General features: G+C 64.6%; 20 protein-coding genes and 1 tRNA gene. 15 read left to right on the top strand and 6 right to left on the bottom strand.

Annotated elements, in window-relative coordinates:
• The first annotated feature begins 131 nt into the window (after positions 1–131).
• Positions 132–527, top strand: coding sequence for a pyrimidine dimer DNA glycosylase/endonuclease V (locus MOE34_RS08000; RefSeq protein WP_242223841.1), 396 nt, complete (start codon positions 132–134; stop codon positions 525–527).
• Here MOE34_RS08000 and MOE34_RS07995 read toward each other — a convergent pair.
• Positions 514–1,446 carry a LysR family transcriptional regulator gene (locus tag MOE34_RS07995; protein ID WP_242222692.1) on the bottom strand — a complete coding sequence of 311 codons (933 nt, stop codon included), beginning with the start codon at positions 1,444–1,446 and terminating at the stop codon, positions 514–516. The genes MOE34_RS08000 and MOE34_RS07995 overlap by 14 nt on opposite strands.
• A gap of 82 nt (positions 1,447–1,528) precedes the next feature.
• Between MOE34_RS07995 and MOE34_RS07990 the strand changes: the two genes are divergently transcribed.
• Positions 1,529–1,966: a PACE efflux transporter gene (locus MOE34_RS07990; protein ID WP_242222689.1), complete on the top strand. Its 438-nt coding sequence runs from the start codon at positions 1,529–1,531 to the stop codon at positions 1,964–1,966.
• A 126-nt stretch (positions 1,967–2,092) separates the two neighbouring features.
• Entirely contained in the window at positions 2,093–2,416 is a 324-nt protein-coding gene (locus MOE34_RS07985; RefSeq protein ID WP_242222688.1) for an RcnB family protein, read from the top strand.
• Between the two features lie 43 nt (positions 2,417–2,459).
• Here MOE34_RS07985 and MOE34_RS07980 read toward each other — a convergent pair whose 3' ends face one another.
• Complete coding sequence (locus MOE34_RS07980; RefSeq protein WP_242222686.1) at positions 2,460–2,945, bottom strand: DUF2938 domain-containing protein; 486 nt, start codon at positions 2,943–2,945, stop codon at positions 2,460–2,462.
• A gap of 68 nt (positions 2,946–3,013) precedes the next feature.
• Positions 3,014–3,298, bottom strand: coding sequence for a hypothetical protein (locus MOE34_RS07975; protein ID WP_431522419.1), 285 nt, complete (start codon positions 3,296–3,298; stop codon positions 3,014–3,016).
• A 164-nt stretch (positions 3,299–3,462) separates the two neighbouring features.
• Here MOE34_RS07975 and MOE34_RS07970 point away from each other — a divergent pair.
• Positions 3,463–3,537 (top strand) — tRNA-Asn (locus MOE34_RS07970).
• Here the strand turns inward: MOE34_RS07970 and MOE34_RS07965 are convergent.
• Positions 3,496–5,172, bottom strand: coding sequence for a recombinase family protein (locus MOE34_RS07965; protein ID WP_242223840.1), 1,677 nt, complete (start codon positions 5,170–5,172; stop codon positions 3,496–3,498). The two genes, MOE34_RS07970 and MOE34_RS07965, sit on opposite strands and share 42 nt — an antisense overlap.
• Positions 5,173–5,674: 502 nt before the next feature.
• Between MOE34_RS07965 and MOE34_RS07960 the strand changes: the two genes are divergently transcribed.
• The 5 genes from MOE34_RS07960 to MOE34_RS07940 all read left to right on the top strand — a co-directional run bounded on the left by MOE34_RS07960 (position 5,675) and on the right by MOE34_RS07940 (position 12,550).
• Entirely contained in the window at positions 5,675–6,391 is a 717-nt protein-coding gene (locus MOE34_RS07960; protein ID WP_142172103.1) for an Rv2175c family DNA-binding protein, read from the top strand.
• Complete coding sequence (locus MOE34_RS07955) at positions 6,378–6,971, top strand: RES family NAD+ phosphorylase (RefSeq protein ID WP_242222681.1); 594 nt, start codon at positions 6,378–6,380, stop codon at positions 6,969–6,971. Before MOE34_RS07960 ends, MOE34_RS07955 begins: the two co-directional genes overlap by 14 nt.
• Before the next feature lie 119 nt (positions 6,972–7,090).
• Positions 7,091–7,843, top strand: coding sequence for an ImuA family protein (locus MOE34_RS07950; RefSeq protein ID WP_242222679.1), 753 nt, complete (start codon positions 7,091–7,093; stop codon positions 7,841–7,843).
• Positions 7,758–9,281, top strand: coding sequence for a DNA polymerase Y family protein (locus MOE34_RS07945; protein ID WP_242222677.1), 1,524 nt, complete (start codon positions 7,758–7,760; stop codon positions 9,279–9,281). Before MOE34_RS07950 ends, MOE34_RS07945 begins: the two co-directional genes overlap by 86 nt.
• Positions 9,278–12,550 (top strand): error-prone DNA polymerase, encoded by a 3,273-nt coding sequence (locus MOE34_RS07940; RefSeq protein WP_242222675.1) that lies wholly within the window; start codon positions 9,278–9,280, stop codon positions 12,548–12,550. The genes MOE34_RS07945 and MOE34_RS07940 overlap by 4 nt, the downstream gene beginning before the upstream one ends.
• 6 nt (positions 12,551–12,556) lie before the next feature.
• Here MOE34_RS07940 and MOE34_RS25580 read toward each other — a convergent pair whose 3' ends face one another.
• Positions 12,557–13,147 carry an SOS response-associated peptidase gene (locus MOE34_RS25580; protein WP_428833431.1) on the bottom strand — a complete coding sequence of 197 codons (591 nt, stop codon included), beginning with the start codon at positions 13,145–13,147 and terminating at the stop codon, positions 12,557–12,559.
• Positions 13,148–13,203: 56 nt separating this feature from the next.
• On the opposite strand from MOE34_RS25580, the gene MOE34_RS07930 reads away from it, so the two are divergent.
• The 6 genes from MOE34_RS07930 (at position 13,204) to MOE34_RS07905 (ending at position 18,393) form a co-directional block, all read left to right on the top strand.
• Positions 13,204–13,713 (top strand): SOS response-associated peptidase family protein, encoded by a 510-nt coding sequence (locus tag MOE34_RS07930; protein ID WP_242223839.1) that lies wholly within the window; start codon positions 13,204–13,206, stop codon positions 13,711–13,713.
• Positions 13,714–13,903: 190 nt separating this feature from the next.
• Positions 13,904–15,097, top strand: coding sequence for a DUF932 domain-containing protein (locus MOE34_RS07925; protein WP_242222672.1), 1,194 nt, complete (start codon positions 13,904–13,906; stop codon positions 15,095–15,097).
• A gap of 175 nt (positions 15,098–15,272) precedes the next feature.
• Positions 15,273–17,408: a ParB/RepB/Spo0J family partition protein gene (locus MOE34_RS07920; RefSeq protein WP_242222670.1), complete on the top strand. Its 2,136-nt coding sequence runs from the start codon at positions 15,273–15,275 to the stop codon at positions 17,406–17,408.
• Between the two features lie 59 nt (positions 17,409–17,467).
• Positions 17,468–17,689 carry a hypothetical protein gene (locus MOE34_RS07915; protein ID WP_242222664.1) on the top strand — a complete coding sequence of 74 codons (222 nt, stop codon included), beginning with the start codon at positions 17,468–17,470 and terminating at the stop codon, positions 17,687–17,689.
• 72 nt (positions 17,690–17,761) lie between these two features.
• Positions 17,762–18,163, top strand: a complete 402-nt coding sequence (locus MOE34_RS07910; RefSeq protein ID WP_242222663.1) for a hypothetical protein — start codon at positions 17,762–17,764, stop codon at positions 18,161–18,163.
• Positions 18,160–18,393, top strand: coding sequence for a DUF6117 family protein (locus MOE34_RS07905; RefSeq protein ID WP_052819637.1), 234 nt, complete (start codon positions 18,160–18,162; stop codon positions 18,391–18,393). The genes MOE34_RS07910 and MOE34_RS07905 overlap by 4 nt, the downstream gene beginning before the upstream one ends.
• A gap of 3 nt (positions 18,394–18,396) precedes the next feature.
• Here MOE34_RS07905 and MOE34_RS07900 read toward each other — a convergent pair whose 3' ends face one another.
• Entirely contained in the window at positions 18,397–18,756 is a 360-nt protein-coding gene (locus tag MOE34_RS07900; RefSeq protein ID WP_242222660.1) for a hypothetical protein, read from the bottom strand.
• Between the last annotated feature and the right edge of the window lie 100 nt (positions 18,757–18,856).

Here is an 18,856-nt window from a genome sequence, read left to right as displayed (position 1 = left end):
GTAAGCTAGCCCCTAAAGGGCGACACCTCGCGGTATTTTCATGTTGCGCTGTGTTGCCACTCACCCCAGCGTCCCGTAGTGGTGAATCCGATCAGGATATTTATGCCACCGCTTGCCAGGGCACCGTCACATTGACTCGGATAAATTGTGTCCCGCCGGAAGAACTTACCTCGGCTCATCTCATCGCCGAATACCGTGAACTTCCGCGGATATTCGGCCTGGTGCGAGCCGCAATCCTACGCGGCGAGAGGCCTGATGATCCGCGCAATCCTACCGAATACCGGCTTGGGTCCGGGCATGTCCGATTCTTCTATGCACGCCTCGGCTATCTAGCCAGACGCCAGGAAGCCTTGATCGCGGAAATGCAGAGGCGTGGCTATTCGCCAAGCTTTACGGACCCGACCGGCTTGCTTGCAGGCATACCGGAAGAGTGGTGCGGTAACTGGGCGCCGACGGAAGCAGCCGTCACCATCAACAGGCAGCGGATTTCCGAGAGGCTTCCGCCGGCAAAGGTCAAATCACCTTAACGACATCCGCCAGACGTGGAATGCCCTCGATCTCCCCGCTCCGGATCCCGGTCGCCGCGAACTGTTCGCGCAGCCACAGGGCGGCGGGGCCGGCGGGGCGCTGCTTGTTCCAGATGAGTTCGAGCGCGACGGGATGGGCCCCGCCGTCAAATTGCAGCGAGGGTGTCGCAAGTTCGGGTGCGAGCGGGGAATTGGCGAGGATATGCGCGGGAATCAGCGCCCAGCCGATGCCCCGCTGCAATATCTGCAGGATGACCCAGTGACTGCCGACCCACCAGACCTCCGCCGCCACGCGCAGACGGTGGGTCTCGGCCCCGCCACTGCGCGTCGTCACCATGATCTGGCGGTGGCGGCGCAGTTCCTCCCAGGTGACGGGCGCGGTGGCCAGCGGATGGCCGCGCCCGCAGACGAGAATGAGCGGCACCCAGCCGATGGTGTGGAAACCGAACGCCGGCGGCAGGTCCTCCTCCCGCCATTTCACACCGAGGTCCGCTTTCCCTTCGAGCACCAGCCCCGCGATATCCCGCGTGGAGGGAAAGGAAAGCTCCAGCTCGACATGGGGGAATCGCTCGGCGAAAGCCGCAAACAGCGCGCCGACGGCAGGTTCGGGATAGAGTTCGTCCACAGCCACGGAAAGCCGTGTCTCCACACGCCTCTCGAAGCTCCTGGCGACGCCGATCAGGTGCTCGCGACGGTCGAGGATGAGGCTCGCTTCGGCCAGCAGCCGCTTGCCGGCCTCCGTCAGCGTCGGGTTCCGTGTGGCGCGGCTGAACAGCTTGACGCCGAGATCGTCTTCCAGCGAGGAGACGAGCAGGCTCACGGCCGACTGGGCCTTGCGCAGATGCCGCGCGGCGGCCGAGAAAGAACCATGTTCCGCGGCGGCGACGAACGCCTCCAGTTGATCGAGTGACACCGACATCTATCGGAATTCCAGATAGTATCTAACTTTTCTCGACCAGAATATCAGATAGAAGTGTCGCCAACAACGTCGAGGAAAACCCATGCGTACCTTCAGCGATCGTGTTCGTCATGCGATCATGTTCGAAATCATCGGCCTTGCGGTCTTCACGCCGGGCGCCGCCTTCCTGTTCGACCAGCCCATGGGGCATATGGGCGTCATCGGCATCGTTTCCGCCACGGCGGCGACGGTATGGAATTTCGTCTTCAACCTGGGATTCGACCGGGCGATGCTGCGCCTTCGCGGCAGCGTGATAAAGACGATGCCGATCCGCGTGCTCCATACGGTGCTGTTCGAACTTGGCCTGATCGCCCTCCTCATCCCGTTCATGGCCTGGTATCTCGGCATCGGGCTGCTGACAGCGCTCATTCTGGACCTGACCGTGGTCGCCTTCTATCTGGCCTATGCCTTCGTCTTCAACATCGTCTACGACTGGGCATTCCCGATTCCGCAGGCGCCCCTGCCTCACACGGCGTCGTAAGGCAGTTGCCACAAAGCGGACACAGGAGTTAATGGCATGTTTTCATTACAGAATTGTAATGTTGCGTTCAGTTTTCATTCATCGGATCGGTCCTAGGTTCCTCTCATCGACAACGAGGAACCGACCATGAAAGTCCTGACCCGAACCCTTCTTGCAGCCGTCGCACTCTCCTTTGCCGCCGCGCCGATGGCGCAGGCCCAGCAGCATTACGGCCACGACCGCAAGCCCGGCTATTCCTCCTCCTGGGACAAGCACGGCGCCAGAAAGCGCCATGACTGGCGCAAGGGCGAGCGCTATTCCGACTGGAAGCGCCGTCCGCCCGTCCGCGACTACCATCGCCACGGCCTGCGCAAGCCCGCTCGCGGCCAGCAATGGGTAAAGGTGGACGACAGCTACCTGCTGATGAGTGTCGCCACGGGCCTCATCCTCGGCATCGCCGCGGCCCGCTAAACGGAAAACGCCACCGCTGCTTGCGCCGCGGTGGCGTTTTTTCTCAGGCAACGCAGGCGATCAGCAGCGCCGTGCCATAGAGTCCCAGCGCGAAGACCGTGTGGGAGACGAGGTTGAACAGCCTCACCTTGTTGGCGTTCGGCAGCTTCGAGGCAGCAATGCCGAGACCGAGACCGGGTTGCAGCAGGAACCAGCCGGCGCCCACCGTCACCATGCCGAGAATCCAGGCCGGCAGGAAGGTGGGCGATGCAAACCAGGCCGCGCCCGCAAGCAGCGCCAGAACGACGCCATAGAGAATGCCCACCGCATAATGGCCGATCCAGCCGAGCGCGCGCTCATGCGCATAGGGTTCTGCCCTGGCGATGTCGTCATGAAAGACGGTGCCGTTCTTCAGGTGCCAGAACCAGCGCCCCACGGGCGCCCAGTTGGGTCGCGCCTGGCCGCAAACCTTCCAGAGAAATACCGCCCACAGGTCCATGAGCGCCGTCGCGCCGATCCCGATACCAAAGCCCTTCAGCAGCAGTTCCATGCAGGTCCCCTCACCCGAAATTCGCTGCGAGGGGTTAGAGCAGGTCCGCTGGCGCGAGGCAACGGGACTCAGCGCCCATTGCGCCGGGCCTTGCGCGTCGCCCACCAGACGGCGAGGCGGCGGCGCTGGCGGCGCACATAGGGAGAATCGTGCGAAAGCACGAGGAGACCGAGCGGCACCATCCAGAATCCGAGCACCGGCAGGAAGCCGAGCAGGCCGCCGCAGACGAGAAGCACGCCGATAACAGTGCGCGACCAGCGCGATTCCGGCAGTTTCATGCGGAACGAACCGATGACGATCTCCCGCGTGCGGGGATCGATCCCGAAATGCATATTTGTTTTCCGCGCCGTCATTTACCGCTCACCTGGCTGCAAAGCCCGGTTTTCCAAGGCTCTTCCTTCTCCCAGTTGGAGACTTCTCCACAATCAATCAAGGCCGGTGCATTTTTTTGTCAAAAAGCGCTTGGCAAATCGATCAAGCATTTGTATTACGCGCTCACTCCGCAGCGAGCGGATGATCCCTGGTAGCTCAGCGGTAGAGCATTCGACTGTTAATCGACAGGTCGCCGGTTCGAATCCGGCCCGGGGAGCCATTTCGGATTGAAACTGCGAAAGCCGATTCCCGCAGTTTCCACTCTACGGTTTCCTCCAGACGCTACGAGCGTCTGGAGGAGCGTGGGTTTCGAGCCTTTGATCCTTATTTCGTCAGCTCCGACCTCGACACGCTGGACAAGCGTCTGAACGTGGTGCCGTCGGAAGCTCCCATCTTTCGTCCTGATCTGACGCCGGGCCTCGCTTGCGAAGGCTTCCAATAGCTCAGGTGTGATCTGGTTCGTCTTTCCTTCGCCGCGATCCTCAGCCCGGTCGGCGTCGGCGCGCGCCGAGTCTCGCATCCGCTTCAATTCCGCGATTCGTCCCTTGAGGTTGGAATCATCCAGTTCCGCGAGTCCGTTCTCGATGGCCTCGTATAGACGGGTCAGCTTGGCCTCAGCGTCCGCAGCCTGCTTACGAAGGGCGACGATTCGATCCTTGAGATTGTCGGCGTGCGCCTCCCGACGCTCCAGCACGCCAGCGAGCAGCTCTTCGAGGTGCCCCTTTTCAAGAAGCAACTCCTCCAGGCAGCCCACAACTTTGTCATCTAGGACGTCCATCGGGATGGTTCGGCCCTTGCAGCCCGTCTTCCCCTGTCGGGCGGTCGTGCAGCACGTGTAGTAGCGGTATTGATTCCCCTTGCCTGACGTCCGCAGTGTCATCGCTCCACCGCAGTCGGCGCAATAGCAAACGCCGCCCAGGAGCGTGCCGGCCGCTACAAAGCGCGGAGCCTTCAGTTGGGGGCTGCGAGACCGCATGATCGCCTGAACTTCGGCAAATTCGTCGGCATCGATGATCGGATCGACCTCGACATCGACGATCTCGTCCTCCGACTTGCGCTCTCCCCGACGCTTTCCGGATACATTGAAGCGGTGCCGACCGATGTAGGTCTCGCGCGTCAGGATCTGGTGAACTGCGCCAACACCCCAGCGGCCTCCCGTCTGGGTGCGTATCCCTCGAATGTTGAGATAGTCCGCAATCTGCCGGGACCCCATGGGTCCGTCTTCTCCCCCGAGGCGCGCCAGCCGGAACATGAGCCGCACCGTCTCCAACTGCATGGGATCGGGCTCGATGCGCTTCTTGACCCTGATGCCTCTCTGTTCCGCGGAGACAATACGATATCCGAACGGAGGACGTGAGCCGTTCCAAAAGCCTTGCCGCGCATTCTCACGCATCGCCCGCAGCGTATGCTTCGCGTTCTCTTTCGACTGATATTCGTCAAAGAGCGCCATGATCTGGCGCATCATCACGCTCATCGGATCGTCGCCGAGATCCTGCGTGATCGAAACGAGGCGGACACCGTTCTTCGCCAAACGGCGGAAATAGAATTCCAGTTGGAACTGATCGCGAAAAAAGCGGGAGAAGGAGTGGACGATGATCGTATCGAACAGCGCCGGCTTTTGCGTGGCTGCGTCCATCATCTTTTGGAACTCGGGACGGCGGTCGTCGGTGGCGGAGGCCCCCGGCTCCACGAACTCCGCCGCGACAGCCAGACCCTTCGCCTGACAATACGACTGAAGCTGCCGGCGCTGGTCCGGGATCGAAAGGTCATTCTCGGCCTGCCGCCCCGTCGAAACCCTCAGATACAAGGCGGCGCGTCCTGTCGACGCCAAGGCAGGTGTCGCGTTGGCGTTCATGACAATCCTCCGTTCAAGATTTCAGTCTTGCGGCCCCAGCAGCTCATCAAGGAACGGGCCGAAATGCGCTTCGAACACATCCAGTTCGGCCTCCGTGACCTGCATCCCTGCGGTCCAGTCGTGGGTGACTTTCGTATTCCGCTCCAGAGCGCGCGGGCGGCGAACAGCGGCGGCCGACGAACGGCGCCGCTTCCTGGGCTCGACGTCGTCAGAACCAACAGGATAGTAGTCGTGGAGACTGACGATGATGGCCGATGCCAGATGTTCTCTTTCGTTTGACATAAGCGCATAATCGCATACTCCTATCTAAACTTCACTGATATCAATGATTTACTGGCATTCTTTGCATCGGGAATTTGGATACTCCGGACGCCATGCGGTTACGCCTGCCGTCGTTTTCGGGCTCTGGAATAGTGCAAATTCCAAGAATCGGCGACGTTTGGCTTCGGTCTGCGCGGGTGATTGAAGTTTCCATTTTCATGAGCTATATATAGCAGGACAATTGAACATTCTCAAGGGATCTCATCTCATGACGCCTCCCGCTTCAGCCGGTACTCAGCGTCGTCGCAGCCGCGCAACGAACTTCACCGGCGAACCAACCTCTGCCGCGTCGACGCGTGTCCGGCGCCCCGAACCCGGATCAAGCGAGGATCTCGTAGCGGCTTTCGTGCTGCGTAGCGGCAGGGCCCTCGCGCGCATCGCCGAGCGCATGCCGCGTGATCGGCTCCTGGCGGCGGTCGGCGCGTCAACGGACACTGACGTTCTCTTCAGCTCACTTCACGAGGCGGCAGCCATCGGCGCCGAGATTCTGCCCGATCGGCCCGACCCATTGACCGAAGCGCTATTGCGCGGCTCCGAAATGAAGCGGGAAATGCTCAAAGCCGAAGGCGGTGTTCTTTCCGCGCAGCAGCTCGCTGAGCACCTTGGCATCACGCCGCAGGGTCTCGGCCGTAAACGCGAGCGCAGCCAAGTGTTCTGGCTCGATGTAGGCGACGGCTATGTCTACCCCGCGTTTCAGATCGGCAAGAATGGGCTATTGCGGGGCATCCGCGACGTGCTGGACGCCTTCACCGTCGAAGATGCCTGGATGCGAGTCAACTTCATGCTGACTGGCGACGCCAGGCTCGAAGGCCAGCGACCGATCGATCTGCTCCGCAAAGGTCAGACAGATGAGGTTGTCAGGGCGGCAGCGGCTTACGGCGAACATGGCGCCGCCTGATCCGAGACCGCTGCCGCCCGCCGATTTCGCCGCCCGCGATCTGCCCATAGAGATCATCGATAAAGGCGCTCGGCTGGTCCGCATCCATCGCACGGAACTTAGCCCGATCTTTTTCGGGTCCTCTGGCGGCAACCGCTTTGATGATCCGACACGCCAGTATGGCGTCTCCTACCTCTCACAAACGATTGAAGGCGCGTTCGCCGAAACGTGCCTTCGCTCTATCGGCGCCCGTTTCGTTGCACTAAGCTTTCTTGAGGCCCGATCATTCTGCGAGATCGAGGTCACATCGCCTTTGCGGCTCGTCTCGGTTCACGGCCCTGGCTTGGCTCGCATCGGTGCTACAGGCATTGTAACCAGCGGTCCGCACTCGGTTGCGCAGGAGTGGTCGCGCGCCATCCATGATCATTCGGCTGGCGCCGATGGCGTCGTTTACCGCTCCAACCACGACAACGGGGAACTCTGCGTCGCGCTGTTCGAGCGGGCGCACGACCGTCTGGCTGTGATCGCTTCCACGCCCATACTATCAAACCGCGACCGTCTCGGCGAACTGTTTGCCCGATATAAGGTCGGTCTGGGATAGCTCCCTCACCCGTGATCGGAAACGTGATCGAATCCGCGACCACCTTGACTCTTCCAATCGAAAAGTAGAACAAATAGCGAACATGCTTGTCAACCCGCCCTTGGAGGTCAGGAACGAACTTGCGGCCCGAGCCCGCCATAGAATCCTTGCGCGCGCAGATCGAGAAGATCGAAGGCAAAAGCCGGCGCGTCAAATCGGTGCTTCCCTTTGGAATTGCCGAGGTGGATTCACGACTCCCCGGCGAAGGCCTGGCGCTCGGCGCGCTGCACGAGATCGCGGGCGGCGGTAACGGCGCGATCGACGGTGCCGCCGCCGCGCTCTTTGCCGCCGGGATTGCTGCGCGCACCAAGGGCAAGGTGCTGTGGTGCATCACCCGTCCCGACCTCTTCGCACCGGCGTTGGCCCAAGCCGGTCTCCCGCCAGATCGCGTGATCTATGTTGAGGCCGGGGACGACAAGACCGTCCTGGCCTGTGTCGAGGAAGGCCTGCGTCATGGCGGACTCGGCGCCGTCGTCGCAGAAATCGGCCGCCTGTCGATGACCGCCTCGCGTCGCCTTCAACTCGCCGCCGAGGGCACCGGTGCAATCGGCCTGGCGCTACGCCGCTGGCGGCGACAAACGGAGGCCACGGACTTCGGCCAGCCAACCGCCGCCATGACCCGCTGGCGGGTCTCGGCCCTGCCTTCACCCACTTTGCCCGTTCCGGGAGTCGGCCGACACCGCTGGCTTGTCGAGCTGATCCGCGCTCGCGCGGGCGAGAGTGCTGATTTCGAATTGGAGGCGTGCGATGACACGGGTCGTCTCGCTCTTCCTGCCCACATGGTCAACAGATCGCGTGCGCAGGACGGCCGGCGACGCGGCGCCTCCGGCTGAGGCGCCGCTCGTCCTGATCGGCCATGACGGGAGAAGGCGGGTGGTGGTCGCGGCGGATGCCGCGGCCCAGTCCGCCGGCCTGCGCGTGGGGATGCCGGCGACCAGGGCCCAGGTCCTCGTCCCGGGCCTCCTCGTTCAGGACGCCGCTCCCACGGCCGACGCCGAGGCACTCGACCGCCTCGCGCTCTGGGTCCTGCAACGCTACGCCCCGATCGTCGCCGCCTGCCTGCCTGACGGCATCGTCATCGACACGACCGGCGCCGATCATCTGCACGGCGGCGAACACGCCATGCTGTCGGGCATGGTCGACCGCCTGGCGGGCTCGGGGATCGTCGCCCGCGCCGCCGTCGCCGACACCTGGGGCGCGGCGCACGCCCTCGCGCGATACGCCGGCCGGTCGCCCCTGATCTCCCCGCCGAGAGCCGTCGAAGCCGCGATCGCGCCGCTGCCGATCAAGGCGCTCCGGCTGCCGCCGGCCCTGGTCCACAATCTGCGGACGCTGGGCTTCGACCGCATTGGCGATCTAGTCGCGCAGCCGCGCGCCCCGCTCACGCTTCGCTTCGGACCCGAGCTAGGCCGCCGGATCGACCAGGCGCTCGGCCTCGCGCCCGAACTCATCGACCCGATCCGGCCGGACGACCTGATCGAGGTCCGCCGTAGCTTTCCTGAACCGATCGGCGCGGCCGAGACCATCGCCCGCTATATCGGCAAGCTGGTGGTCCAGCTCTGCGCGGCGCTCGAAGAACGCGGCCTCGGCGCGCGGCGCCTCGACCTGCTCTGCCATCGCGTCGACAACATCATGCAGGCGGTCCGCGTCGGCACGGCCTTGCCGGTGCGCGACGTCAAGCGCCTGACCCGGCTTCTGTGCGACAAGATCGAGACCATCGAACCCGGCTTCGGTATCGAAATCCTGACGCTCACAGCGACAATCGCCGAACCGATCGACGGCAAGCAGACCATCACCTCCCTTATCGACGACACCGTGCCGGACGTCTCCGATCTCGTCGATACGCTCGCCAACCGGGTTGGCGGCAGTCGCATCTATCGCGCCGCGCCGGTCGCCAGCGACGTCCCCGAGCGCTCCGTCTGTCGCGTGCCCGCCATGTCGCCCGAGACCGGGGCGACATGGTCCGGCGACTGGCCGCGACCGCCGCGTCTGCTCGATCGTCCCGAATTGATCGAGACCGTCGCGCTGCTGCCCGATCATCCTCCGGTGTCCTTCACCTGGCGCGGTGTCCGGCGACGCGTGAAGCGCGCCGACGGCCCCGAGCGCTTGTTCGGAGAATGGTGGAAGCGCGACGCCGAACTGGTCGCCGTGCGGGACTATTTCCGGATCGAGGATGACGCCGGCGAACGCTACTGGATCTACCGCGCCGGCGATGGTGAGGATGCGGCCACTGGATCGCACCGCTGGTTCCTGCATGGGGTGTTCGGATGATCGGCCCCCGCTATGCCGAACTCCAGGTCACCTCCCATTTCAGCTTCCTGCGGGGCGCGAGCGGCTGCGACGAGCTGTTCGCCACCGCAGCCCTGCTCGGCATCGAGGCGCTGGCCATCGTCGACCGCAACTCGCTGGCCGGCATCGTCCGCGCCCATGAGGCGGCAAAGACGACGGGCGTACGCCTCGTCGTCGGCTGCCGTCTCGACCTCGCCGACGGCATGTCGGTGCTGGTCTATCCGACCGACCGACCAGCCTATTCGCGGCTCTGCCGTCTGCTGTCGCTCGGCAAGAAGCGCGGCGGCAAGGCGAAATGTCATCTCGAATGGGCTGATCTCGTCGCCTATCGCGAGGGCCTACTTGCCGTTCTCTTGCCGGACCACGCCGACGACGGATGCGGCCTGCGCCTGCGGCGGTTGCGCGAGGCCTTTGGCGACCGCGCCTATATGGCACTGTCGCTGCGCCGCCGGCCGAACGACCAGCTCCGTCTGCACGAACTGTCCAACCTCGCGACCCGGATGCGGGTGCCGACCATCGTCACCAACGACGTGCTGTTCCACGCGCCCGACCGCCGCATCCTTCAGGACGTCGTCACCTGTATCCGTCACAACGTCACCATCGATGCGCTGGGCGAACGGCGTGAGCGGCACGCCGATCGCTACCTCAAACCGCCGGAGGAGATGCACCGGCTGTTCGGCCGCTATCCCGAGGCCCTGGCCCGCACGTTGCAGATCGCGGAGCGTTGCCGCTTCTCGCTCGACGAGCTGGCCTACCAATACCCCGAGGAACGCGACGACCCGGCGCTGACGCCACAAGAGACGCTGGCCAAGCTGACCTGGGAAGGTGCCGCAGAACGCTACCCCGAGGGCCTGCCGGACAGCGTCCGCGCCGCGCTCGAGCACGAGCTGAGGCTTATCGAGAAGCTGCAATACGCCCCTTATTTCCTGACGGTGAACAGCATCGTGCGGTTCGCGCGCTCCAAGGACATCCTGTGCCAGGGCCGCGGCTCGGCCGCGAATTCGGCCGTCTGCTATGTGCTCGGCATCACCTCGATCGATCCCGGCCGTAACGACCTCCTGTTCGAGCGCTTTGTCAGCGAGGAGCGGCGCGAACCGCCCGACATCGACGTCGACTTCGAACATGAGCGGCGCGAGATCGTTATGCAGTGGGTCTTCGAGACCTATGGCCGCGACCATGCCGCGCTCTGCTCGACCGTCATCCGCTACCGCTCAAAGGGCGCGCTGCGTGACGTCGGCAAGGCGCTCGGCCTCACCGAGGACCTGATCAAGACCCTGTCCTCGCAGGTCTGGGGCTGGTCGGAGGAAGGCGTCGAGCCCAAGCAGGTCGAAGAGCTGAACCTCAACCTCGGCGATCGCCGGCTTCGCCTCGCTCTCGATCTCGCCCGCCAGCTCATGGGCGCGCCACGCCATCTCTCCCAGCATCCCGGCGGCTTCGTGCTGACCCATGACCGGCTCGATGAGCTGGTGCCGATCGAACCCGCCGCCATGGTCGATCGCCAGGTTATCGAGTGGGACAAGGACGACATCGATGCGCTGAAATTCATGAAGGTCGACGTCTTGGCCTTGGGCATGCTGACCTGCATGAAGCGCGGCCTCGACCTCCTGGCCGACCACAAGGGGGTCCAACTCGATCTTGCGACCATCCCGGCTGAGGACCCGCGCACCTATGCGATGATCAGGAAGGCGGACACCCTCGGCACCTTCCAGATCGAGTCCCGCGCGCAGATGTCGATGTTGCCGCGCCTCAGGCCGCGGACCTTTTACGATCTCGTCGTACAGGTCGCCATCGTCCGGCCCGGCCCAATCCAGGGCGACATGGTGCATCCCTATCTGCGCCGCCGCGAGGGGCTGGAGCCGGTCCACTATCCCAAGCCCGAACTGGAGAGGGTGCTCGGCAAGACGCTCGGCGTCCCGCTGTTTCAGGAACAGGCGATGCGCGTCGCGATCGAATGCGCCGGCTTCACGCCCGGCGAGGCCGACATGCTGCGCAAGTCGATGGCGACCTTCAAGTTCACCGGCGGCGTCTCCCACTTCCGGGACAAGCTCATCAACGGCATGGTCGACAACGGCTATGAACCGGAGTTCGCCGAACACACCTTCAAGCAGCTCGAAGGCTTCGGCAGTTACGGGTTTCCGGAAAGCCACGCAGCCTCTTTTGCGCTAATCGCCTACGCCTCGGCGTGGCTCAAATGCTGGCACCCCGACATCTTCTGCGCGGCGCTGCTCAATTCCCAGCCGATGGGCTTCTATGCCCCCGCTCAAATCGTGCGCGACGCCCAGGACCATCACGTCGAGGTCCGGCCGGTCTGCATCAACGCCTCGCGCTGGGACTGCACCTTGGAGCCGACCGGCGACGATGGCCGCTTCGCGGTCCGTCTCGGCCTGCGCATGGTCAAGGGGCTGGCGAACGCCAACGCCGCCGCCATCGTCAGCGCGCGGGCTGATACGCCCTTTGCCTCGATCGACGATCTATGGCGCCGCGCCGGCGTGCCGGTCGCCGCCCTGGTGCAGATCGCCGAGGGCGACGGCTTCCGCCCGTCACTCAGCATGGCGCGGCGTGAGGCGCTCTGGGCAATAAAAGCGCTACGCGATGAACCCTTGCCCCTCTTCGCGGCCGCCACCGCCCATGAACAGCAGTTCGTGCCCGAGATCAGTGAGGCCGCCGTCAGCCTTCGGCCCATGACGGCAGGCTCGGAGGTGGTGGAGGACTACGGCCATATCGGGCTGTCGCTGCGCAGCCACCCGGTCGCCTTCCTGCGCGACGATCTGCGCCGACGGCGAATCTTCACCTGTCAGCAGGCGATGGATGCCCGCGACGGCCGTTGGCTGGAGGCCGCCGGCATCGTGCTGGTCCGGCAGCGGCCCGGCAGCGCGAAGGGCGTGATGTTCATAACCCTCGAAGACGAAACCGGCATCGCCAACCTCGTCGTCTGGCCGCAGGTCTTCGAGAAGAACCGCCGTATCATCCTGTCGGCCGGAATGTTCGCCGTGCGCGGACGCATCCAGCGCGAGGGCGAAGTCGTGCATCTGGTCGCACAGCGCCTCACCGATCTCTCGGCCGACCTGGCCAGCGTCGGTGATCGGGATGCGGCCTTTCCGCTGCCGCACGGACGCGGCGATGAATTCCATCACGGCTCGCCGACGCCCGATCCGCGTGGACTGGCGCCAAAGGGCCTGCGCACGCGCGACATCTACATTCCCGACCTCCACATCGACTCGATCAAAGTGAAGACACGGGATTTCCGGTAGAACGCGTCATCCAACCTGCTCCACTTGCAGCGTGCCGGCCGCCAACGGACGGATCAGTGATTGAGCCGGAACCGAGGGGTCAAGCCAATCGGCCCAGGCGTCGCGTTCGAGGATGACGATCTGCCGATCATGGTAGGGCGCGATGTCGGGTCCGGGCTCCATCGTGAGCATGGTGAAGGCCTCGCCGACATCCTTCGTGGCGCGCCAGATGCCGGCGATGCAGATGATCGGCTGGCCGCGCTTGGTGAACAGCCACTTGTCCTTCCGCTTCTTTCCCTTCTCGGCGGGGTCCGTGAACTCGTAGAAGCCATCAGCCACGATCAGGCAGCGGTTCGAGGTGAATTCGCGGCCATCGGAGCGGAAATTGTAGACCGGGCGCTTGTTCTGGCCTGGCCAGCTCCATCGCCGCTGCAGCATGTCGCCGTCGCCGCGAACGCCCTCGACCGTTCGGACGATCGGACCCATGTCGGTGATCTTGATGTCCTCGCGCGCTTCAATGTTCGGCGTGCCTTCGCCGAAGCGGATCTTGATCTTGAGGTCGGCGAAGTCCTCAACGATCGACGCCACGTCCACCATAAGTCGGTAGTCATTGCACATGTGTCCTCCGCTTCGACCGCTCTTGTCCGGCCGCTGTGTTCTGGCTATGTTCACAGATCATGAGCGCGACGGTATTCGATTCCGAAGCATCCCTCAGCGAACGCCGGGTAATCATAAGGCGCAACGGCGGCGATGTTGAGATGGTGGAGCTGCCGTGGGGACTTCAGCCCCGCGAGAATGGCGGGCGGCCGTTCACCGTCACCCGGGCGGAGGGTCGGACTTTCCCGAGCCATCGCTGCCTCATCCCTGCGTCCGAATTCCGCCATCGCAGCCGGGATAAGCACTACAGTTTCTCGCTGACGAGTGGCGACTGGTTCTATTTCGCGGGCATCTGGCGGCCGGTGACGCAGGATTGGCCGGAGGCCTATGCGATCCTGACGACCACGGCGAACGACGATGTCGCGCCCTATCATGATCGGCAGATGGCCGTCCTACGACGCGATCAGCGCTTGGCCTGGCTCGATCTCACCACGCGCGAAGAGGACTTGCTGAAGCCGCTGCCGGCAGGGGCTTTCGCCGTTTCGCGGCTGCGGGAAAAATCGGCGCAAGCCACCTTTGCAATCTGAACGATCAGCTTTTCGAAGCGGCCGAAGGGGAAAGCCTTCCCCTGCGTCCGAGCCCTCGGTCTCGGCCGACCCCTTCTGCGGGGCGGCTGCCCCGCAACGCCCCGCTGAGAGTGAGAGAGTGGACCGGTTTTCCGTGACGGGTTGAAGGTTGGAGAAGAGGTCTCCGACGCCCGTCATGGAGATTGATCCCATGAACATGCAGGTCCTCGACGCTCGCCGCGACTCGAACGGCGGTTACAAGGTCGATGTCAGCCGGGGGGAGCGGATCGGCCGCGTCTCGTCGGAGTGGTTCTCGCGTCCGGCCGACGAGCGCTACCTCTCCCTGTCGGAGCTGGCCCATACGGTTCGCGACCGTACCGAACGCAGCCGGACGCGGGTGGTGGAGAGCGCGCTCATCCACGTCGAGGCGAACCGCAACGATTCAGAGCGGCTGGCGCTGATCCTGCCGGGCACCGATGCGGCAATCGCGCCTACACACTGGTCCTTCGGCCAGCTCGCCAGCCTAGTCGGTGCGCCCGCCGCCTATTTGCGACAGCTCCCTGCCGCACTTGCCGCCATCAACCTGCAGTATGGCCTCACCTCCAATCGGGCCGAGCAGATCAAGACACTCGAAACCGACAACGGCCGGGTCGAGCTGCGCGCCGTCACCGGGCCGGATTATGGGCGCATCTTCGACCACGAGCTGGTCGAGGCCGTGCAGCGCATCGCCGGCAACGGCACGGGCGACACCCGCTGGAAAGTGCCGGGCGTGCTCGACTGGTCGACCGGCATCTACAATCCGCGCGTGGACATCACCAAGGATACGACGACGCTCTATGCCTCCGACCGCGACGTCTTCCTGTTCCTGGTCGACGACTTGAATCCGATCGAGGCCGGGCGCCTGCCAGACGGCTCGCCGGATTTCTACTTCCGGGGTTTCTACTGCTGGAACTCCGAGGTCGGCGCCAAGACGCTCGGCATGGCGAGCTTCTATCTCCGCGCGGTCTGCCAGAATCGGAATTTGTGGGGCGTGGAGGACTTCGAGGAGATCAGCATCCGCCACAGCAAATATGCAGCCAACCGTTTCGCCCATGAGGCGGCGCCAGCGCTGGCGAACTTCGCCAATTCCTCACCCCTGCCTTTCGTCAATGGCATCAAGGCCGCCCGCGAGCGGATCGTCGCCAGGACGGACGAAGACCGCACCGACTTCCTGCGCCGACGCGGCTTCTCCAAGGCCGAGACCGGCACGATCATCGACACAGTCCTGGCAGAGGAAGGCCGTCCGCCCGAGAGCATCTTCGATTTCGTGCAGGGCATCACTGCCGTCGCGCGCGACAAGCCGCATCAGGACGCCCGCCTCGACATGGAAGGCAAGGCCAAGAAGCTGCTCGATCGAGCGGCCTGATTTCCGCGAAGTCGGGGATGCGGTTTTCCGTGTCTCCGGCTTTGCGCTTCCGTCTCTTTCCGGTTTGCCGGTCCGTGGCGCTGCCCCCTTTAGAGGAAGAGGGCGGCGCTTCGCTTCGTGACGGGTTGGAGGCTGAGAGAGAGTCTTTCGGCCGCCCGTCGTGGAGTATCCCGACATGGCAACCGCCGTTCAGAAGATCGCGTCCCTTGGCGAGCGTCGCGACATCCCCTTCAACAAGCTCATCCTGAGCCAGGCCAACGTCCGCAAGACCAAGGCCGGCGTCTCGATCTCCGAACTGGCCGAGGATATCGGCCACCGTGGTCTTCTTCAAAACCTCAACGTCCGCCCTGTGCTCGACGGCGAGGGTGTGGAAACCGGCATCTTCGAGGTCCCAGCGGGCGGTCGCCGATTCCGGGCGCTCGAACTGCTGGTCAAGGCCAAGCGTCTCGCAAAGACCGCACCGGTCCCCTGCAACGTCCGCGACGCGGCCTCCGCGATCCCGGCTGAGGAAGACAGCCTTGCCGAGAACGTCCACCGCGAGGCGCTCCATCCGCTCGATCAGTTCAAGGCCTTCCAGGCGCTGATCGGGCGCGGCATGGGCGAGGAGGATATCGCCGCCCGCTTCTACGTCACCCCGGCCGTGGTCCGTCAGCGACTGCGGCTCGCCTCGGTCGCTCCGGCGCTGCTTGACGTCTATGCCGAGGACGGCATCGCACTTGACCAGCTCATGGCCTTCACGGTGTCGCATGACCATGCCCGGCAGATGGAGGTGTGGGAGACCATCCAGCGATCCTACAGCCGCCAGCCCTATGAGATCCGGCGCATGCTGACCGAGGGCGCGGTGCGCGCCTCTGATCGTCGTGCGCAATTCGTCGGGATCGAGGCCTATGAGGCAGCGGGCGGCGCAACGCTGCGCGACCTGTTCCAGGCCGACGACGGCGGATGGCTGCAGGATCCGGCGTTGCTCGACACCCTCGCCACCGCGAAGATCGGCGCCGCTGCCGAGGAACTCGCGGCTGAGGGCTGGCGCTGGATCGATGCCGCGCTGGACTTCCCCTACGGCCACACCACCGGTTTGCGCCGGATCGCGGGCGAACGCTCCGAACTCTCCGCCGACGAACAGGCCGCATACGAGGCCCTGACCGAGGAACTGGACCGGCTCTACGCCGAGCATGACGATGGCGAGGACCTGCCGGAGGCGGTCGATCTGCGGCTCGAGGAGATCGAGACGGCGATCGCCGCCTTCCAGAACCGGCCGACCCTCTACGATCCGGCCGAGATCGCGCGCGCTGGCGCCTTTGTCAGCATCGACAGCTCGGGCCGACTGACCGTCGAGCGCGGCTATGTCCGTCCCGAGGACGAGGCGCCCATCGAGCGTGAGACCAACGGCGACGGCGAAACCGAAGGCCCCGCACCGAACGCGCAGCCGATGCGGGCGGTCATCACCATCGGCGGCCAGCCCGAACCGGAGGACGAGGAGGACGACGTCGTCAAGCCGTTGCCCGAACGCCTGGTCAGTGAGCTGACGGCCCACCGCACCCTCGCGCTGCGGGATGCGCTGGCAGGCAACCCGCACGTCGCCATCACGGCGCTGCTGCACAAGCTGGTGCTCGACACCTTCCACCGCACCTCGTCTTCCGGCGGGTGCCTGGAGATCTCGGTCCGTCACGTCTTCTTCTCTGTCCAGGCCGCCGACCTGAAGGACAGCACGTCCGCCAAGTCGGTGGCGGAACGGCAGGAAGGCTGGGAGGCCGACATCCCGCAGGATGAGGATGCCTTGTGGAACTGGCTGGTCGATCTTGACGACGCCAGCCGGACGGCCCTGCTGGCGCATTGCGTCTCTTACGGCGTCAATGCCCTCTCCGAGAAGGTCGACCGCTACGGCGGCTCCGGCATCTCTCAGCACGGGTTGGAGCGCCGGCTGAAGCAGGCCGATCGGATCGCACGCGCTGTCGGTCTCGACATGGCGGAAGCGGGATGGCGCCCGACCGTCGACAACTATCTCAGCCGGGTGACCAAGCCGCGCATTCTCGAAGCGGTGCGTGAAGCCAAGGGCGACGCGTCAGCGCAGCTTATCGATCATCTGAAGAAGGGCGACATGGCCAAGGAGGCCGAGCGGCTGTTGGTCGACACCGGCTGGCTGCCCGAACCGCTTCGACTCGCTGATCTCGCAGCCGATCCTGCATCGGACGCTCAGAGCGGCGGGGAAGCCGAGGCGGCCGAGCTGCCCGACTTCCTGAGCACTGACGAAGATCCGGAAACGCCGGCCAACGGCGACGACGACGAACGTCACCTTGTCGCCGCCGAATGATGGGCTCGCGGGGCGGTTTCGGCCGCTCCGCACCTTCCTCCAATTGAAGGACCTTCCGCATGGCGCAATCCAGCCCTACGCCAACCCGGCACGTCGTCTTCCAGTACCTCGTGCCGGTCCATGTCGAGGTCGAGGATGACCTCGTTGTCCGAGTGACCGTCATCGACGAGACGCCTGTCCGCGACCCCACCGTGGTCGAGGGCAATCCCGAGTACCTGGCTCAAGCCGTGGCGGCCACCGATGACGGCCAATCCTGGCCGTCCTGGCAGTTCGGCTACTGACCCTTCCAACCACCATCCCGACCCATCCGAGCCCGGCCCAGCGCCGGGCTCTTTTCGTTTCAGGAGCCCGACATGCCCGATTTTCTCACCCGCTTCTCCTGCCTGCTCGACGTCGGCTCGGTCGCCAATGTCGCGCGGGCCTTCGACCTCTACATCGCGCTGATGGCCGAGAACGGTCGCGAGGACCCGCCCGCCGAGCCGTTCCTGCTCTCCCTGACACCCAAGCACGGCGCGACGCGCCTCTGGCTTCGCGACCCCGGAACCGCCGATCCGCAATTGCTGATCACCTTCGTCACCCGCTGCGCGGAGACGTTCGGGCTCACCGGCACCTGGGGCTTTCAGTGGGCCGGCGTCGCCTCGGAACCTGTCGTCGACGGTTTCTCCGGCGGCGCCCATCTGCTCGATCTCTCCACCGGCCGCACGATCGAGTGGATCAGCACCGGCCGCTGGCTCGCCGAAGGAGATGCGCGATGATCCCCGACCATGCGCGCGCCAATTTCCAAACCCTGCTGCGCGCCGCGGAAAGTGGCGATCTGGCGTTGATGGAATGCACGGACGCCGCGACCGGCGAGCCGCGCTATGTCATCTGTGCGGTCGGCCGTGACGGTGGCGACTATATGTTCACGCCGTTCGGCCATCTGGCTGATGGCAATCCCTACGACGCCTACCTTCCGCCCAATACGGGCGGCGAAATAGCTGCCTGAATTCTACCAGACAGCCACTTCCCATTGCCCGTTGACGCGCGCGAAGCCGACTGGCCGGTTCTGCGGCGTAGCGTTCGCCCGCGTGGAATCCATCGTGAGCTGCGTCATGCACGTCACGCCAGGACCAACACCGCCCGGCGAACATTCCCCGAGCTTGAGCGTCGCATTGGCCAGCGACGTCCCCGTGAAAAGGCGATGGCGACGGACGGCCGCGATGGCCTCGTCCTCGGTCGGCTGTGCGACACCAGCGACAGCGGCGGCTGATGCGCCGCCGGGCGTGATCACCGGGCGGAGCGCGAAGCCTGCGCCAAAGCCCACTACGAGGCATCCTCCGGCCACCATGCCGATCACACTTCCCTTCATCACCGTCTCCCTTCGGGGCCTCGCTCGGTCGGGCGGACATGCGTCCCCGATCGCCGGGGCCGAGTTTCGCCATGTGCTGGATGGAGGAGTGTAGCGCCGC

The sequence above is a fragment of the Shinella zoogloeoides genome, assembly GCF_022682305.1.
Lineage (GTDB): Bacteria > Pseudomonadota > Alphaproteobacteria > Rhizobiales > Rhizobiaceae > Shinella > Shinella zoogloeoides_B.
Note: the sequence above shows the minus strand (reverse complement) of the source record. Positions and strands in the feature narration are given on the sequence as shown.

Bases quoted from the DNA above. Each gene is read 5' to 3' on its own strand.
- MOE34_RS07995 (WP_242222692.1), bottom strand. From the start codon at position 1,446: ATGTCGGTGTCACTCGATCAACTGGAGGCGTTCGTCGCCGCCGCGGAA.
- MOE34_RS07990 (WP_242222689.1), top strand. From the start codon at position 1,529: ATGCGTACCTTCAGCGATCGTGTTCGTCATGCGATCATGTTCGAAATC.
- MOE34_RS07985 (WP_242222688.1), top strand. From the start codon at position 2,093: ATGAAAGTCCTGACCCGAACCCTTCTTGCAGCCGTCGCACTCTCCTTT.
- MOE34_RS07980 (WP_242222686.1), bottom strand. From the start codon at position 2,945: ATGGAACTGCTGCTGAAGGGCTTTGGTATCGGGATCGGCGCGACGGCG.
- MOE34_RS07975 (WP_431522419.1), bottom strand. From the start codon at position 3,298: ATGACGGCGCGGAAAACAAATATGCATTTCGGGATCGATCCCCGCACG.
- MOE34_RS07965 (WP_242223840.1), bottom strand. From the start codon at position 5,172: ATGAACGCCAACGCGACACCTGCCTTGGCGTCGACAGGACGCGCCGCC.
- MOE34_RS07955 (WP_242222681.1), top strand. From the start codon at position 6,378: ATGGCGCCGCCTGATCCGAGACCGCTGCCGCCCGCCGATTTCGCCGCC.
- MOE34_RS07945 (WP_242222677.1), top strand. From the start codon at position 7,758: ATGACACGGGTCGTCTCGCTCTTCCTGCCCACATGGTCAACAGATCGC.
- MOE34_RS07940 (WP_242222675.1), top strand. From the start codon at position 9,278: ATGATCGGCCCCCGCTATGCCGAACTCCAGGTCACCTCCCATTTCAGC.
- MOE34_RS25580 (WP_428833431.1), bottom strand. From the start codon at position 13,147: ATGTGCAATGACTACCGACTTATGGTGGACGTGGCGTCGATCGTTGAG.
- MOE34_RS07925 (WP_242222672.1), top strand. From the start codon at position 13,904: ATGAACATGCAGGTCCTCGACGCTCGCCGCGACTCGAACGGCGGTTAC.
- MOE34_RS07920 (WP_242222670.1), top strand. From the start codon at position 15,273: ATGGCAACCGCCGTTCAGAAGATCGCGTCCCTTGGCGAGCGTCGCGAC.
- MOE34_RS07915 (WP_242222664.1), top strand. From the start codon at position 17,468: ATGGCGCAATCCAGCCCTACGCCAACCCGGCACGTCGTCTTCCAGTAC.
- MOE34_RS07910 (WP_242222663.1), top strand. From the start codon at position 17,762: ATGCCCGATTTTCTCACCCGCTTCTCCTGCCTGCTCGACGTCGGCTCG.
- MOE34_RS07905 (WP_052819637.1), top strand. From the start codon at position 18,160: ATGATCCCCGACCATGCGCGCGCCAATTTCCAAACCCTGCTGCGCGCC.
- MOE34_RS07900 (WP_242222660.1), bottom strand. From the start codon at position 18,756: ATGAAGGGAAGTGTGATCGGCATGGTGGCCGGAGGATGCCTCGTAGTG.